Raw genomic sequence first — 15,080 nt, 5'->3', positions numbered from 1 at the left:
TTGCCTGTAAGCCGGTAAAAAAGCACGGATTGATCCGCTATCGGCACGGGAAGCACCGTGGTTTTCCTCCTCTAAGCCTACGCTGTCAGTACAGAAAAAGAGGGGGATGATATGGAACTCAAGATCGACAAGGTGATCGAAACGGTGCTGTACGTCAGCGATATTGAACGCGCGGACGCTTTTTACCGGGAGGTGCTGAAACTGCCGGCGATGGTCGCTAACGAACGGTTTCGCGCCTATAACGTCGGCGATCGAAGCGTACTGTTGCTGTTTATCGAGGGCGACTCGCTGCGCGGGGCGCACTATCCTACCGGGTTTATTCCTGCGCACGATGGCGTGGGGCCAGCGCATATCGGGCTGGCGGTGGCGAAAGCGCAACTGCCACACTGGGAACGGCATCTGACGGCCAACGGCGTGGAGATTGAGGGGCGGATGCGCTGGGAACACGGCGGGGAGAGTATTTATTTTCGCGATCCCGACGCCCACCTGTTAGAACTGGTGACGCCGGGCATCTGGGCCAATTACTGATCGAACCCGCCTTGTGCCAGCAACGCCAGAGCGGCATTCAGCACCTGCAGCGCCGCCTGCGGTTGCCGCTCTATCTGCACTCTGACGATGGCGCCGTCGATCAGCATCGCCAGCATTGCCGCCTGCTGTTCCCGCCGTGGGCCGGCGGGCAGGTGACGTGCCAGTTCCTCCGCCATTTGCCGCTTATGCCGGCTGGCGATGTGCAGGCTTTCCGGCAGCAGATCGGCGATTTCCACCGCCGTATTGATAAATGCGCAGCCGCGAAAGCGCGGTTCGTCGAACCACTCCGCTAGGCAGGGCGCCAACGCCGGCAGCAGCCCACCGGTTTGCGCCACATGATGGGCCAGCGATGTGCTGAACCAGGTGAGCCACTGCTGATGGCGATAGGTCAAAAACGCCGTAATTAAATCATTCTTGCTGGGAAAGTGGCGATAGAAGGTCACCTTGGTCACGCCCGATTCTTTGATGATGCGATCGATGCCGGTGGCGCGGATCCCTTCTTGATAAAACAGATCGTGCGCCGTCAGCAGGATGCGCTGGCGGGCGGGTAAGGCGTTGAGATCGGCGGTCATCATTTTCTCCCAGGCTATTTCCGAGTCATTGTAGACAACTCTGTCTACATGCGCTAGCGTAATGACGTAGACAGAGTTGTCTACACGCCTTCACTCAGGAGATAAACATGAGCATTAAACCCCCATTGCCGCCTTTTACCCGCGAATCCGCTATCGAGAAGGTGCGGCTGGCGGAGGATGCCTGGAATAGCCGCGATCCCGAACGTGTATCGCAGGTGTATTCCCTCGATACCCACTGGCGTAACCGCGCGGAATTTGTCGATGGCCGCGCGGCGGTGGTCGGCTTTTTGCAACGCAAGTGGGCGAAAGAACTGGAGTATCGGCTGATTAAGGAGCTGTGGGCGTTTGATGGCGCGCGCATCGCGGTGCGTTTCGCCTATGAATGGCGCGACGATTCCGGCAACTGGTATCGCAGCTTCGGCAATGAGAACTGGGAGTTCAATCAGGAGGGGCTGATGATCAACCGTCACGCCTGCATCAACGACATGCCGATCCGCGAACAGGATCGGCGTTTTCATTGGCCGCTCGGCCGGCGCCCGGACGATGTCCCGGCCCTGAGCGATTTCGGTTTTTGAATCTGATGGGATGCTGCGATGGCCTTTTGAGAGCAAAAGCGCACCGATCGACAAAGGGGAATTTGTAGAAAAGCCTTCCCGCTTCTAGACTTAGGGAACAACAAATGCACTCCAAGAGGACAAGCTATGACGAAGAAGTTGGTTTTGGCCGTCGGCACTGCGGCGGTATTCTCCATTCTTGCCGGTTGTACCACCTATGATCGCGCAGCCAGCTATGTCAATGAGCCGGTGGTCAGCGATGTCAAAGTAGGGATGACCAAGCAGCAGGTGCGGGCTATCGCGGGTCCACCGTCGACCACTGCCACACTGGTTCATGCGCAGGGCACCTGCGACACCTATGCGGTGGCGCCGCGCGACGGCAAGGTGCAAACCTACTTTGTCAGCTACAACGACACGGGCCATGTCATGAACAAGGGCTATCAAACCTGTTCAGACTACGATTCTCAGCCGAAATAATCGCGTTTCGGCCGACCAAAAAAGCCTCGTTTGCGCGGGGCTTTTCATTTTTTAAGCGTTTAAGGCCTGAAGTTTAGGCAACTGCACCGGTTGTGCCATTTTTTTGCATCAAAACGATAGACATTTCATAACGGTATCGCTAATATCAGCGCCCATTGGAAGGATGGCCGAGTGGTTTAAGGCAACGGTCTTGAAAACCGTCGAGTGTAACAGCTCCCAGAGTTCGAATCTCTGTCCTTCCGCCAAATTCAGCCGGCTTAGCTCAGTAGGTAGAGCAACTGACTTGTAATCAGTAGGTCACCAGTTCGATTCCGGTAGCCGGCACCATGACAGAGGCCCCAGCAGCGATGCTGGGGCTTTTTGTTATGGTATTGGTGCGCTAGAAAAGTGCACACTGCAGCAGTGCGCGCTTCGAATAGCATCGATATTAACATTAACCAACCGATAACCGGATGGGGGAGGCACCGCGTCAATCCCATTAGCCAAGGGCTGAACGTTTGCATATACTGGCGGAAATATAGCCGGTGGGCGAGCCCGGCTATCAGACAGGGTTCAAATATCAGTGACCAGCCACTGATCCGCTTCTTCGAACATCTCTTCCAACATTCGGTTCAGCTTCTCACGATCGCTTTTGCTGGCGTCGGAGTTCAGGCCGTTGGCCTGCATCGGCTTCACGCGCACCTCCGCCTCCGGGAACAGCACATGCACGCGTTTTTCCAGCTCGTTGCGAATAATCTCGGCGGCGTTGGGTAGCCCAGCGACGTTGCGCTTGTCGTACACTAATTCTACAAACATGACTCACCTGTAAACACTGATTTAATGTACAGTATTCTGGCCTGAGGAAGGCGGGTTGGCAAGAGGGGGGCGCAATTTTGCATAAGGCGTTTATTCTTACTTGCGCAGCGGGCTGCCAAGCCTGCCACTGAATCTTTTCTTTACGTCTGGCCAGTGGTCTGCATTTTCCTCGCTCACTTCGTGCGTGAATATTCAAAGGGCACGATTATCCTCCGCAACCTACATTTTTCTCCCTTACTAATCAGTATGTAAGGCGGTGGCGTCGGGCTGGGGGCTCCCTGGTGTTGGGGGCCCGACGCCACCTTTCTGGTCGCCGTTCTTGGCATAATATCGATCAATGCAGGTATGCGCCGGAACTCGGCGCTACGGGCGCTGACGCAGCTTCTTCGCGTTCTGACAGAGAAAAAATCCCGAGTATTGGCCAATGGTCGCTCGAGGAGCGATGAATAAAGCACTCATCTCATTTCCTTTAAAATTATCGAACCGGGATGCGGTTTGCTCTCCAGGTTGGCTTCTGTGCGTTAAATTGCTGCGGGGTTAATGTTTAGCATTTTGGGTTTCTCCTGCGTCGGCTATGGCGTGAATGCGATGAAGATATCCCGGGCGTTATAAAGCGCCTCTGATGTTTGATGAACGGGCATATGAGTTAGCCTGTGCAGACAGCATTTTTATAAGTAAATTGAATCATTTAAAAGGCAGTCAGTCATGTTCGGCAAGACCGGTGATTTACAACAAAATTATTATATTACAATGTATTATATTTATATTTCGTATACCAAAGGCCCCGAGTCATTGTCATAGCCACCCTAGAAGTGGTTTAATGTTTTTAATTCACTTTAATGACACTAAAGTATAGGTTTAAAACATTATAATGCAACCAAACAACATTAAAATATCAGAAGAAAATGGTATGTCATTGAAAATGATAGGTGAAAACCTTACTTACCTCATGCGCATGCACGGGATTGACGCCAGTCGGTTGAGCAGCGAAACAGGGATAGGTATTGCCACGATCAATAATCTGAGGAAAGGCGTGGGGAATCCCACGATCTCTACGCTTGCGTCCATTGGTGAATTTTTCAGCGTAAAAGTAGGGGAGCTGACTGACAAGGATTTAAGCGTCACGGGAGAGGCCAAACACAATGTGAGATCGCTTCCGCTCATTAGCTACAGCGATGTAGAACGTTTTCTGGCCAACACGATCAGAACGGCAGATACCTATACGACAGAAGTCGATGACATGACGGACGATTCGCTGTTTGTGGTAGAGATAACGAATAATTCACTGTCGCCTGAATTAGACCGTGGAACGTATTGTGTGATCTCGCTCAAGGAGCCATTTTGCGATGGCGATATCGTCCTGGTTAAGCTGAAAAATTACCCAATATGCTTAAGGCGAGTTTTTGTTTCCGACGGCGACTTGTTGTTTACAAACATCTCATTAGATTCAGATAGCAGTGTGAAGTCCTATAGCGATTATGCGATCGTCGGTGTTCTATTGAAAACGATAAAGAGGCTGAAATAAATGGACTTATTTAACATAATGAGAAGGTTAAGAAAAATATACTCTCCCAGTTACCTCTATACGTTAGATCGTAGCGTGATCCGAACGGCGGATGGATATTGGCTTTTCAAAGAGTTTGGCACCCATACTTTCGTGAAAAAAAACTGGGGGCAACTCATCGAGGGCGATTTTCTCAGGCATGTTAACCCGAAAGATATCGCTTTTATCGCCGAGACCGAATCTAAAATAAAAATCGCCTCGGCCAAACTGTCGATTCATGAAGAGAAACGAAACTGTATGTGGACGTTGAAAAACGATGTTGACTCGATATCAATATCAGGGGCGGATTTTCTAAGGGATCGCGATCTTGTCGACAAAACCGAGTCCTTGGATGCGACGAAAATAGCCTTCTATGCCGGGGTAAAGGAAGGCAGAGCACTCTCTGCCTCATTGAAAAATGCTAAGAAAAGCGACAGATCTAAAAAAACAATACTGACGTTGATTAAATAAACCAGGGTTCGACGTGAATATGCTCATCGAACGTAATCACGCTGAAGGCAGAATTGTCTATGCTGCTGACAGCGCTTGTGCCGTTCTTCCATTGCGAACAAATCGCTGGGGAAACAGAGACTAAGGTTTCCCCCAGCTTTCTTTGGAATAGCGTATGTGCATGGCCTGAGCCGATAAACTTAACGTTTAATCGTTGGCAGAGGCTCAAAAACTCCTCGGCATTGTTTAACATACAGCTATCAACAATCGGGGTGCCTACCGGAATAGGGTGATGATGCAAGAAGACGGCGACCTTTTTATTGTCACTTGCGACGATGGCTTTTTCAAGCGTGTCGAGCGCATGCGTCGAGACCCTGCCGAAATCTTCGTTATCGACCACCGAGTCGATGCTGAGCATGCGCCATTCGTCATCTTCAAACGAGTTTATATCGTAGCTGCCGCCCTGCTTACGGGCTGTATCGTCCAGATTCTTTTTGTTGTCGTGGTTGCCTGGGAAAAAATAGAAAGGTAAGGAAGTGCGGTTCATTATCTTAAAGAAGCGCTCATAAGAGGGGATATCGCCATCATGAGAGATGTCACCCGTCACAATGATTAAGTCGGCATTGATTTTATCGGCATTGGCATTAATGAAGTCAATGGCCCTGTCGAAATTAGCAAGATGCTTCGAAGCCAGCGCGCTTTCATTAGGCATAATATGTATGTCGCTAATCTGAATTACTTTCATGCGAGACCCTGTTGATATTACTTAAATGGATTGTATGAGGTGCCCCAATCATAATGATCGGTGTTTTCTATCTTCTTAACCCACTCGACTAAGGCGATGGCGAGCGGCAGTAATACAATAGAGACGACAACTTTATAAGACCACGTCGTGCTTATGATATTAACCAACTCCATGAAGGTGTATTTTCCTGAAAGACTGATCGGATAGGCTGTCAGCAACAGGGCGGCCTGTGTAGACATGGAGCCAACAATATATCGGATAAAGAAGTATTTGCCGGAGAAGATAATCTTCATCTTTGAAATAATAAAACCATTGACGAAATAAGCGACCGGAACGGACACCCAGGTGCCTATCATGACTCGCCAGAATTCATGGTATAAAGAATAATAGTGTGTGGCGATATCGTTATTTTCTGGCTGAATAACGGCTGAGAGATTAAGTATTATGACATATAAGCTTTGGCAGAACACCATGATCCATATTGCTCTTACCGACAATTTATAGCCATAAACTTCAGTCAGCAATGTGGATATCAAGAAACACAAGGAGAATACAATGCCGCTTGCCGTTATTTTAAAACCATAGATATCAAAGACCTTATAAACCAACGTGTCGCAGGTGATCATAATGGTCACCGTCAGGCCAACAAAAAGGCCATAGAGCTTGAGATTTCCTTGCATTTTATTCCTTATTTAGTCCGTGTTCTTCTGTTATTCATAATCCATACTTATTTAAAACGTCAACCGGGCGGCCAGATAGTGGCGTAATGATGCTCGAGCCATGTCACATGGACATCATCTCTCTTTATTCAAAACAACGCCTCTCCTTTCCCTCACGGGGTTCCTGAAGGCGAAAGCGCTACGCTGGGTTTTGCGGAGAATGCTGATAGCCTGTTGGTTGAGAAAAGGTGATTCTACCGTAATTCATTAATATTTCTAATAAATATATTGCCTGGATCGCGCTGTGTCAATCAAGGAAAGAGGAATACGGGACGTTAGCTTGATGAGGGCTTTATGCATTCACTCCCGGGGCGTGGGCGGCAGAGCCTGCAGCTGAATCACCAATTCCGCCAGGCTGGCGGCCTGCATTTTCTCCATCACTTTCGCCCGGTGAACCTCTACGGTGCGCAGCGCGATATTCAGCCGCTCCGCCATTTCCCGATTCATCATGCCCCGCACCACCAGCTGCGCGATGTCGCGTTCTTTCGGCGTGAGCATGCGGTAGCGGCCGCAAGTTTCATGGCGCTGCTGGGCTTTGGCCGAGACCTGCTGCGCCCGTTCGAGGGCGGCGATCAGCGGTTCTGCGGCGATCGGTTTTTGCAGGAAATCCACCGCGCCGTACTTCATCTGCTCCACCGCCATCGGCACGTCGCCATGGCCGGACAGGAACACCACCGCCAGCGTACTACCGCGGCGGCGCAGTTCCCCGTAAACCTGGTGGCCGTCAAGTTTCGGCATCCGCATGTCCAGCAAGACGATCCCGGTCTGAAACAGGTCGGCCTGGGTCAGAAAGCCGGTGCTGTCATTCCAGCACTGCACGTTGTGACCGAAGCTGGTCAGCAAAAAATGGCAGGCGTCGGTGACGGCGGCGTCATCGTCCACCAGATGAATTAGCGACATGGTTTTCCTCATCGTTCAATATGAAATGCAGCGTTATGCACAGCCCATTGCGGCTGTCGGGGGCGGGGCGGTTCGCCAGGCGGATTTCGCCGCCGCCGTAGCGGGCCAGGCGCCGGCAAATGGCCAACCCCAGCCCCATGCCGCCGGCTTTGGTGGTGTTGAAGGGGCGAAAAGCCTGTTCCAGCCCGGCCGTTGTCATGCCGCCCGCGTTGTCCTGCAGATGCAACTCGATCGCCCGTTCGCTCTGGACGGCGGAAAGCCAGACGGCATTGGCTCCGGCCTGCGCCGCATTCAGCAGCAGGTTCGCCAGCAGCTGTTCCAGCAGCGCCGGCGGCAGGGTTAGCGTCAGCGAAGGCGCCACGTTGTTGAACAGTTTCAGGTCGGGATAGCGCTGCGTCAGGCGCAGCAGCGTCCACACCCGCTCGGCGGTTTCGCTTACCACCGCGGGTCGCCAGCGCGTTTGATCTATCGCCTCAGCGGTGGGCTGCACCCACTGGCGCAGGTTATGAATCGTCTCGCCGCCGCGCTGCGCCTGTCGGTCGATATTTTCCAACGGCCCCAACAGCGGATGCCCGGCGTCCGTTTTGCGCAGTTGGATCAGGCATCCCTGCGCATAAAGGCGAATGGCCGCCAGCGGCTGGTTGAGCTCGTGCGCGAAGCCGGAGGCCATTTCCCCCAGCACGTTCAGCTGCCTGGCGTTCTCCAGCGCCTGCTCCTGCCGCCGCAGTTGCTCTCCGGCATGGAGCAACTGCCGCCCGCGCCGGCGTACCAGCAGCGCGATCCAGATATGGTTGACGATCAACAGCGCCAGCACCGCCAGCGACAGGCCGACGGCCGTCTGATGCTGGATCAGCCAGCTCTTGATATCCAGCCACAGCCGCCGCTGTTCCGGGTGTTGATTGACGGCGCGCAGCAAGGCTTCCACCTCGCTGGTCGAGACCGGTGCGCCCCATTGAAAGGGAGACTGCGGAGGTGCGGTCAGCAAGGCTCTTGCCACCGCATCCACCAGTGAGTTATCCAGGCCGGGCAGGGCGGCGAACGACCAGTTGGGGTAAAGCGGCGTGCTGCTGACGCAGGGAACCGATGTGGGCCGTTGCAACAGCGGGCGAAAATCCGCCGGGTTGATCAGGCCTTCTCGATCCATTTTCTCCAGCAGGCAGACGGGGACGATGGCGGCCTGAATGGCGCGCTCGCGCAACAGATAGAGCAGGGCATCGGCAGGGAAACCGGTAAAGCGCAGGTGGAAATCGCGATCGGGCCGCATACCGGCATCGCTGAGCGCCTTATAGCCGGTCAGATAGCCGCCGAAGGCCTGCGGATCGATGGCGCCCAGCGTTTTGCCCATCAGCGCCTGCGGCGTCGTGATGCCGCTGTCGCGCCGCACCAGAATCACGCTGCCGATGATGTTGCCCGTTGCCCGATCGCCGTTGGCGGCGCGCAATGATGCCAGCCAGCGCAGATGATAGCGGCTGTTCAACTGCACGAACTGCGCCGGATTAGTGACCACGAACTGCACGCTGCCCCGATTGACCGCTTCGCGCATCTGCGTCAGATCGAGCGGCTGCAGGCGGAAGCGCTCACCGCCGACACTGCCGTTGAGGCTGTCGATCAGCGGCTGCCAGTCACGCGCGGTCGCCGCATCGCCGCGCATCGCCAGCACGCCGACCGACCACTCTCCCGCCTGTGCCGCCATCCCCCAACCGAGACTGAACAGCAGTAATAACACGACCCTCACAGCCCCTCCTGATGGGCAATTTGCCTGCCGCCACTTGTTTTAGATCAACGTTGGGGCCGGTATGTGGTTAACCACAATAGAGCGCCATCGATGCCATTTTTACACTGTAAATCATCGACATTGTTTATTCATCTAACGGGCATCAATAGCGTGATCGGGGTGATGCCCAGGGCGTGGGAGAGGCGCATGGACTTCAGTAAACGGCAGTTTTTGCAGCAGCTGGGCGTGTTGACGGCGGGGGCTTCGCTGATCCCCGTGGCGGAGGCCGGGCTGACGTTAGCGCCGACGCGGCGCGAGGGGGATGCGAGCCGCCGCTACGCGATGCTGATCGATCTGCGGCGTTGCGTCGGGTGCCAGGCCTGTACCGTGAGCTGCGCCATTGAAAACCAGACGCCGCACGGCGAGTTTCGCACCACGGTAAACCAGTACCAGGTCAGCCTCGAAGGTGAAGCGGTGGCGACCAACGTGCTGCTGCCCAGGCTGTGCAACCACTGCGACAACCCACCCTGCGTGCCGGTGTGCCCGGTACAGGCCACTTTCCAGCGTGAGGACGGGATCGTGGTGATCGACAACACGCGCTGCGTGGGGTGTGCCTATTGCGTGCAGGCCTGCCCGTACGATGCCCGCTTTATCAATCACGCCACCCAAACGGCGGACAAATGCACCTTCTGCGTGCATCGGCTGGAGGCGGGATTGTTGCCGGCGTGCGTGGAGTCGTGCGTGGGCGGGGCGCGGATCATCGGCGATATGCGCGATCCGCACAGCACGCTGAGCAAGATGCTGCGGCGCCACGAGGCCGAGATCAACGTCCTCAAGCCGGAGAACCAAACCGCGCCCCATGTGTTTTATCTGGGGCTGGATGACGCCTTCGTCACTCCGCTGCCGGGGCGGGCGCAGGTTGCCTTATGGGGGGAGGGACGATGAGTCGCCAACTGATGATCGCAGAAGTGCTGGGCCAACCGCAGGCGGTGAGCTGGCTGCCGTGGGCCGTGCAATATTTCTTCTTTATCGGCATCGCTGCCTGTGCTGCGCTGCTGGCCTGCGTGTGGCGCTGGCGCGGTGGAGATAACGCCGCGCATCTGGAGCGCATGGCGCTGTTTATCGGGCTGACGTGCGCCATCACCGCGCCGCTGGCGCTGACCGCCGACCTGCATCAAACCGCCCGCTTCTGGCATTTCTACGCCTACCCGACGCCCTGGTCTTGGATGCCGTGGGGCGCACTGTTCTTGCCGTTGTTTACCCTGCTGATCGGCCTGTGGTTTCTCGCACTCGAATTTGCGCGGCTGACGGGCAGGCCGGTTGCGCTGCTGCGTGGGATTGCGCCCGCTTGCGCGCTGGTGGCTATTGGCCTGCTGTTGTACACCGGGCGTGAGGTTTCCGTCGTGCGTGCCCGCCCAATCTGGTTCAGCTACGGATTTCCGATCGTGATGTTCCTCAGCGCGCTGCAGGCGCTCTTGGCCTTGCTGCTGCTGACATTGCGCGAACGGCCCGGTCTGCAGGCGCCGCTGGCGCGCGGGATGCTGCTGACGTTACTGCTGCTCGGCGGGGCGATCCTGCTGTGGGTATGCGGCGATACGTTATCCGGCGCGGCGGTACGCCACTGGCTGCAGACGCAGGCGATGGCGCGCCGGTATGCCGTGGGATGGATTGCGCTGTGGGGGCTGACGCTGGCGTGCGCCGCTTGGGCCGGTTCTCGGCGCTTGCCGCGCGGCGGTACGACGCTGCTGGTGGCCGGCGCACTGGGGCTGAGTTGGCTGATGCGCTGGACGCTGTTGATCGAGGTGCAAACCATCCCGAAATACAACGCGACGTATTCCCCTTATAGCCTGCCGCTCGGCACCGATGGCTTGCTGGCGATCGTCGGCACTTTCGGGTTGTGGCTGGCGTTAATGATCATGGTGCGTGAAGCACAGGCGTTTTTACTGCGGAGAAAACAACATGGCTAAACTCACCCGGCGTCAGTGGTTGAAAGTGGGCCTGGCCTTCGGCGGATTGTCCGCCTTTGGCCTGAGCTATCGCGAGGTCGCCAAACGGGCGATCGACGGCTTGATTCACGGCACTTCAGGGCGGGTGACCCTGGATCGCATCAACGGCAACTCCCTGCCGCCCGAAGGGCGGGCAATGCCGGAATGGCAAGGCAATCCGCAGCAGGCCATCTCGATGACCCAGTGTTTCGGCTGCTGGACGCAATGCGGCGTGCGGGTGCGGGTGGACAGGCAGACCGACCGGGTATTGCGCATTGCCGGCAACCCTTATCATCCGCTGTCTCAGGAACGGCACGTCGACTCGGCCTTGCCGCTGCAGGACGCGTTGGCGCAGCTGGGCGGCGAAAGCGGCCTCGATGCCCGTTCCACCGCCTGCGCCCGCGGCGCCACGCTGTTGGAGGGGCTTTACAGCCCGCTGCGGGTGCTGGAGCCGATGAAGCGCGTCGGCAAACGTGGCGAGGGCAAGTGGCAGCGCATCAGCTTTGAGCAGTTGATCGCTGAAGTGGTGGAAGGCGGCGATCTGTTCGGCGAGGGGCATGTGGAGGGCCTGCGGGCGATCCGCGATCTGGAGACGCCGATCGATGCCCGACAGCCGGGGCTGGGGCCGAAAGCCAATCAGCTGCTGGTGACCAACGCCGGTGACGATGGGCGCGACGGCTTCCTGCGGCGTTTCGCCCAGAACAGTTTCGGCAGCAAAAACTTCGGCGCGCACGGCGCTTACTGCGGGCTGGCCTACCGTGCCGGTTCCGGTGCGCTGATGAACGATCTGGACAAAAATCCGCACGTAAAACCCGACTGGGAACAGGTCGAGTTCGCGCTGTTTATGGGGACCTCGCCGGCACAGTCCGGCAACCCGTTCAAGCGCCAGGCTCGGCAACTGGCCAGCGCCAGATTGCGCAGCGAGTTCCGTTATGCGGTAGTGGCGCCGGCGCTGCCGCTGACCACCACATTGGCGGACGATCATGGCCATTGGATCCCGATATTGCCGGGCACCGACTCGGCGCTGGCGATGGCAATGATCCGTTGGATCCTCGACCACCGGCGTTATCAGGCCGATTATCTCGCCATCCCGTCGGAGGCCGCCATGCAACGTGCCGGCGAGAAGAGCTGGACCAACGCCACGCATTTGGTGATCGCCGAGAGCGAGCATCCGCGGGCGGGGCAGCATCTGACGCTGGCCGATCTGAATGGCGCCGGGTCGGCGTCGCCGTTGGTGGTCAACGGCGCGGGGGAACTGGTGGCGGCCGAGGCGTGCGACAGCGCCGAGCTGTGGGTAAGCCGTACGGTGACGCTGCACGACGGCGTGCAGGTGGGGGTGAAAAGCGGCTTCCAGTGTTTGAAAGAGGCCGCCGACAAGCTGTCGCCGGAGGCGTACAGCCGGCAATGCGGCGTGCCGGTGGCACGCATCGCGGCACTGGCCGAGGCCTTTACCGCCCACGGGCGCAAGGCGGCGGTGATCGCCCATGGCGGGATGATGGCGGCAAACGGGTTTTACAATACCTGGTCGGTGATGATGCTTAACGTGTTGATCGGCAACCTGAGCCTGGCGGGGGGCGTGTTCGTCGGCGGCGGAAAATTCAACGGCTTCGCTGAGGGGCCGCGCTATAACCTGGTCGAGTTTCCCGGCCTGGTAAAACCGAAGGGGCTGAATATCGCACGCAGCAAGGCCGCCTATGAAACCTCCGACGAGTACCGCGAAAAAGTGGCGGCGGGCGTTTCCCCCTGGCCGGCCAGGGCGCCCTGGTATCCGTTCGTCGCCGGGCAACTGACCGAGCTGCTGACATCGGCGCTGGCGGGGTATCCGTACGGGCTGAAAGCCTGGATCTCGAACATGACCAACCCCTTGTACGGCATCGCCGGGTTGCGCGGCGTGGCGGAGGAACGATTGAAAGATCCGGCGCGTTTGCCGCTGTTTATCGCTATCGATGCGTTTATCAACGAAACGACGGCGTTGGCCGACTATATCGTCCCGGACACCCATAATTTTGAGAGCTGGGGGTTCAGCGCCCCCTGGGGCGGCGTCGCCAGCAAGGCCACTACCGCGCGCTGGCCGATAGTGACGCCGGCGACCGCGAAAACGGCGCAAGGGCAGCCGATTTCCATGGAGGCGTTTTGCATCGCCGTCGCTAAACGCCTGGCGCTGCCGGGGTTCGGCGATCGCGCTATCGGCGACGGCCAGGGCGGGCTGCTGCCGCTCAACTGCGCCGAGGATTATTATCTGCGCGCCGCCGCCAACGTGGCGTTTGCCGGCAAGGCGCCGGTGCCGGCCGCGAGGGCGGACGAACTGACGCTGAGTGGTGTCGATCGCTTGTTACCGCAGCTTGCGCAGACGCTGCGCGCCGATGAAATCGACCGCGTGGCGTTTATTTACAGCCGCGGCGGCCGGTTCGCCGTTCACGACAGCGGCCGCCGCGACGGCAGCGTGGGCAACCGCTGGGAGAAACCGCTGCAGATCTGGAATGCGGAAGTGGCGAAGCACCGGCATGCGATCACCGGTGAGCGTTTCAGCGGCTGCCCCACCTGCTATCCGGCGCGTTTGTCGGACGGCCGCGCGGTGGAAGCGCTCTACCCTGAGCAGCAGTGGCCACTGCGCCTGATGTCCTTCAAATCCAACGTGATGAGCAGCTCCACCGCGGTGATCCGGCGCCTGCACGACGTGAAACCGGTGAACCTGGTGGCGCTGAACCCGGCGGACGGAGCGCGTTTCGGCATTCAACACGGCGACCGGGTACGTATCAGCACGCCGGGCGGCAGTCGAGAGGTGCAGATCAGTTTACTGGCGGGCGTGATGCCCGGCGTGATCGCGGTGGAACACGGCTACGGCCACTGGGAGATGGGGGCCAGTCAGCACTACCTGGACGGCGAACCGCTGGCGATGGATGAGCGCATCGCCGCCGGCATCAACCTCAACGATTTGGGCTTTGCCGATCCGACGCGCGAAGTGCCGAATACCTGGCTGGATTGGGTGACCGGTGCGGCGGTGCGTCAGGGGATCCCTGCGACCATCGTCAAACTTTCCGCGTAGGCGCAGCCGTAATGGCCTGCTGTGGCAGCTGGTTTTACGGTGCGGGGGGTTAAGCCTGCGTCAGCAGCTGCAAAAAGCGGCTCAGCGCGGCAAAAGGCGGTTCGCTGTTGCGCCAGAAGACGCCCACGCTGCCTTTCTGCTCTATCTTCGGCAGATTCAGGATCGCCAGCTGCCCCTGGCTGGCATAACGCTGCGCCAGCCGTAGGGAAAGAATGGAGATCATATCGCTGCTTTGCAGCAGGTTGGTACTGACGTTCATGGATGCCGATTCAACCGTGTTTTCGGGCAGCATCACGCCGTTATCCGCCAGCGCATTATCAATGCTGAGGCGGATGGGCGTGCCGGTCGGCCAGACAATCCAGCGCCAGTGGGTGAGATCGTGCCAGGTGAGGGAGGCGGATTCCGCCAGCGGATGGTGAGGGCGGGCAACAAAGCATACCGGTTCGGTGTAGAGCACTTGATAGTTGAGCGGCAGTTGCAGCGCCCGCCCGCCGACGCGGCCCACGACGACATCTACCGCGCCCGCGATCAGATCGTGCAGCAGCGGGGTCATCACTTTTTCCTCAATATTGAGATGCAGCGTTGGCATTTCCTGCAGCAGGCTCAATATGGCCTGCGAAACGCAGTCGGTGGCGACCGGCGAACAGCCGATTTTCAGGCTTCCCACCAGCCCGCCTTGCTTAAAGCGGGCGATTTCAGACTGCGAACGCTCGAGATCGTTGACCAAGCGCTGCGCATGCTGAAGCAGCAGTTTCCCTCCCTCGGAGGGGCGCAGCCCTTTGCTATGCCGCTCAAACAGCGTGATCCCAATCTCATCTTCGAGCTGTGACAACCATTTTGACAGAGCGGGTTGGGAGATGTTCATCATCCGGGCAACGTGGGTCAGATTTCCCTGCTCACCCAACGCCACCAACATTTGCAGATGGTGAAGTTTCATTTTCTGCGCCCAGTTCGCCATTTGCTATAACCCTCCGGTTATGTCTCTGCCTGAAAAGCCATTGTACATTTTATCGCTAAGGATACAAATTCGTAACATACCTAAAACAAGACAG

15 protein-coding genes and 2 tRNA genes are annotated in these 15,080 nt (G+C 57.4%); 10 read left to right on the top strand and 7 right to left on the bottom strand.

Annotation, left to right across the window (positions count from 1 at the left end; all coding sequences use genetic code 11):
- Positions 1-111: 111 nt before the first annotated feature.
- Positions 112-528 carry a VOC family protein gene (locus tag ACJ8J4_RS08070; protein ID WP_025303633.1) on the top strand — a complete coding sequence of 139 codons (417 nt, stop codon included), beginning with the start codon at positions 112-114 and terminating at the stop codon, positions 526-528.
- On the opposite strand, the gene ACJ8J4_RS08065 is transcribed toward ACJ8J4_RS08070, so the two are convergent.
- Positions 522-1,100 carry a TetR/AcrR family transcriptional regulator gene (locus ACJ8J4_RS08065; protein WP_049207296.1) on the bottom strand — a complete coding sequence of 193 codons (579 nt, stop codon included), beginning with the start codon at positions 1,098-1,100 and terminating at the stop codon, positions 522-524. The two genes, ACJ8J4_RS08070 and ACJ8J4_RS08065, sit on opposite strands and share 7 nt — an antisense overlap.
- A gap of 107 nt (positions 1,101-1,207) precedes the next feature.
- On the opposite strand from ACJ8J4_RS08065, the gene ACJ8J4_RS08060 reads away from it, so the two are divergent.
- The 4 genes from ACJ8J4_RS08060 to ACJ8J4_RS08045 all read left to right on the top strand — a co-directional run bounded on the left by ACJ8J4_RS08060 (position 1,208) and on the right by ACJ8J4_RS08045 (position 2,458).
- Positions 1,208-1,675 carry a nuclear transport factor 2 family protein gene (locus ACJ8J4_RS08060; protein ID WP_025303631.1) on the top strand — a complete coding sequence of 156 codons (468 nt, stop codon included), beginning with the start codon at positions 1,208-1,210 and terminating at the stop codon, positions 1,673-1,675.
- A gap of 126 nt (positions 1,676-1,801) precedes the next feature.
- Entirely contained in the window at positions 1,802-2,131 is a 330-nt protein-coding gene (gene osmE, locus ACJ8J4_RS08055) for an osmotically-inducible lipoprotein OsmE (RefSeq protein ID WP_025303630.1), read from the top strand.
- 157 nt (positions 2,132-2,288) lie between these two features.
- Positions 2,289-2,376: transfer RNA gene (locus tag ACJ8J4_RS08050), tRNA-Ser, on the top strand.
- A gap of 6 nt (positions 2,377-2,382) precedes the next feature.
- Positions 2,383-2,458 (top strand) — tRNA-Thr (locus tag ACJ8J4_RS08045).
- 225 nt (positions 2,459-2,683) lie between these two features.
- Here the strand turns inward: ACJ8J4_RS08045 and ACJ8J4_RS08040 are convergent.
- A complete protein-coding gene (locus ACJ8J4_RS08040) occupies positions 2,684-2,926 on the bottom strand; it encodes a DinI family protein (RefSeq protein ID WP_025303629.1) in 243 nt (80 codons plus the stop codon).
- 871 nt (positions 2,927-3,797) lie between these two features.
- Between ACJ8J4_RS08040 and ACJ8J4_RS08035 the strand changes: the two genes are divergently transcribed.
- Positions 3,798-4,451, top strand: coding sequence for a helix-turn-helix domain-containing protein (locus tag ACJ8J4_RS08035; protein ID WP_043136493.1), 654 nt, complete (start codon positions 3,798-3,800; stop codon positions 4,449-4,451).
- Positions 4,452-4,940 (top strand): hypothetical protein, encoded by a 489-nt coding sequence (locus tag ACJ8J4_RS08030; protein WP_043136490.1) that lies wholly within the window; start codon positions 4,452-4,454, stop codon positions 4,938-4,940. It begins immediately after the preceding gene.
- On the opposite strand, the gene ACJ8J4_RS08025 is transcribed toward ACJ8J4_RS08030, so the two are convergent.
- The 4 genes from ACJ8J4_RS08025 to ttrS form a co-directional block, all read right to left on the bottom strand.
- Entirely contained in the window at positions 4,933-5,664 is a 732-nt protein-coding gene (locus ACJ8J4_RS08025; protein WP_043136485.1) for a metallophosphoesterase family protein, read from the bottom strand. The two genes, ACJ8J4_RS08030 and ACJ8J4_RS08025, sit on opposite strands and share 8 nt — an antisense overlap.
- Before the next feature lie 17 nt (positions 5,665-5,681).
- The gene (locus ACJ8J4_RS08020; protein ID WP_025303625.1) at positions 5,682-6,344 is read right to left on the bottom strand and encodes a VUT family protein; all 663 of its coding nucleotides are present in this window, start codon (positions 6,342-6,344) and stop codon (positions 5,682-5,684) included.
- 339 nt (positions 6,345-6,683) lie between these two features.
- Positions 6,684-7,283, bottom strand: a complete 600-nt coding sequence (ttrR, locus tag ACJ8J4_RS08015) for a tetrathionate respiration response regulator TtrR (protein ID WP_197813408.1) — start codon at positions 7,281-7,283, stop codon at positions 6,684-6,686.
- The gene (gene ttrS / locus ACJ8J4_RS08010) at positions 7,255-8,976 is read right to left on the bottom strand and encodes a tetrathionate respiration histidine kinase TtrS (RefSeq protein ID WP_212637192.1); all 1,722 of its coding nucleotides are present in this window, start codon (positions 8,974-8,976) and stop codon (positions 7,255-7,257) included. Before ttrS ends, ttrR begins: the two co-directional genes overlap by 29 nt.
- A gap of 228 nt (positions 8,977-9,204) precedes the next feature.
- Between ttrS and ttrB the strand changes: the two genes are divergently transcribed.
- From ttrB to ttrA, 3 genes are read left to right on the top strand one after another with little or no spacing between them, the layout of a single operon-like run.
- A complete protein-coding gene (gene ttrB / locus ACJ8J4_RS08005) occupies positions 9,205-9,942 on the top strand; it encodes a tetrathionate reductase subunit TtrB (protein WP_049208488.1) in 738 nt (245 codons plus the stop codon).
- Positions 9,939-10,964 carry a tetrathionate reductase subunit TtrC gene (ttrC, locus tag ACJ8J4_RS08000; protein WP_049294873.1) on the top strand — a complete coding sequence of 342 codons (1,026 nt, stop codon included), beginning with the start codon at positions 9,939-9,941 and terminating at the stop codon, positions 10,962-10,964. Before ttrB ends, ttrC begins: the two co-directional genes overlap by 4 nt.
- On the top strand, positions 10,957-14,028 hold the full coding sequence (ttrA, locus tag ACJ8J4_RS07995; protein WP_164068463.1) for a tetrathionate reductase subunit TtrA: 3,072 nt from the start codon (positions 10,957-10,959) through the stop codon (positions 14,026-14,028). The genes ttrC and ttrA overlap by 8 nt, the downstream gene beginning before the upstream one ends.
- Positions 14,029-14,077: 49 nt before the next feature.
- Here ttrA and ACJ8J4_RS07990 read toward each other — a convergent pair whose 3' ends face one another.
- Positions 14,078-14,986: a LysR family transcriptional regulator gene (locus ACJ8J4_RS07990; RefSeq protein WP_049294871.1), complete on the bottom strand. Its 909-nt coding sequence runs from the start codon at positions 14,984-14,986 to the stop codon at positions 14,078-14,080.
- Positions 14,987-15,080 lie beyond the last annotated feature (94 nt).

The organism is Serratia sp. CY47280 (assembly GCF_052168655.1).
Classification (GTDB): Bacteria; Pseudomonadota; Gammaproteobacteria; order Enterobacterales; family Enterobacteriaceae; genus Serratia; species Serratia bockelmannii.
The sequence above is the reverse complement of the archived record's forward strand: the minus strand, read 5'-3'. Positions and strand labels throughout refer to the sequence as shown.

Excerpts from the sequence above, each read along its gene's own strand:
- ttrA (WP_164068463.1), top strand. The coding sequence starts at position 10,957 with ATGGCTAAACTCACCCGGCGTCAGTGGTTGAAAGTGGGCCTGGCCTTC.
- ACJ8J4_RS07990 (WP_049294871.1), bottom strand. The coding sequence starts at position 14,986 with ATGGCGAACTGGGCGCAGAAAATGAAACTTCACCATCTGCAAATGTTG.
- ACJ8J4_RS08030 (WP_043136490.1), top strand. The coding sequence starts at position 4,452 with ATGGACTTATTTAACATAATGAGAAGGTTAAGAAAAATATACTCTCCC.
- osmE (WP_025303630.1), top strand. The coding sequence starts at position 1,802 with ATGACGAAGAAGTTGGTTTTGGCCGTCGGCACTGCGGCGGTATTCTCC.
- ACJ8J4_RS08040 (WP_025303629.1), bottom strand. The coding sequence starts at position 2,926 with ATGTTTGTAGAATTAGTGTACGACAAGCGCAACGTCGCTGGGCTACCC.
- ACJ8J4_RS08065 (WP_049207296.1), bottom strand. The coding sequence starts at position 1,100 with ATGACCGCCGATCTCAACGCCTTACCCGCCCGCCAGCGCATCCTGCTG.
- ttrB (WP_049208488.1), top strand. The coding sequence starts at position 9,205 with ATGGACTTCAGTAAACGGCAGTTTTTGCAGCAGCTGGGCGTGTTGACG.
- ACJ8J4_RS08070 (WP_025303633.1), top strand. The coding sequence starts at position 112 with ATGGAACTCAAGATCGACAAGGTGATCGAAACGGTGCTGTACGTCAGC.
- ACJ8J4_RS08035 (WP_043136493.1), top strand. The coding sequence starts at position 3,798 with ATGCAACCAAACAACATTAAAATATCAGAAGAAAATGGTATGTCATTG.
- ttrR (WP_197813408.1), bottom strand. The coding sequence starts at position 7,283 with ATGTCGCTAATTCATCTGGTGGACGATGACGCCGCCGTCACCGACGCC.
- ttrC (WP_049294873.1), top strand. The coding sequence starts at position 9,939 with ATGAGTCGCCAACTGATGATCGCAGAAGTGCTGGGCCAACCGCAGGCG.
- ACJ8J4_RS08020 (WP_025303625.1), bottom strand. The coding sequence starts at position 6,344 with ATGCAAGGAAATCTCAAGCTCTATGGCCTTTTTGTTGGCCTGACGGTG.
- ttrS (WP_212637192.1), bottom strand. The coding sequence starts at position 8,976 with ATGGCGGCACAGGCGGGAGAGTGGTCGGTCGGCGTGCTGGCGATGCGC.
- ACJ8J4_RS08060 (WP_025303631.1), top strand. The coding sequence starts at position 1,208 with ATGAGCATTAAACCCCCATTGCCGCCTTTTACCCGCGAATCCGCTATC.
- ACJ8J4_RS08025 (WP_043136485.1), bottom strand. The coding sequence starts at position 5,664 with ATGAAAGTAATTCAGATTAGCGACATACATATTATGCCTAATGAAAGC.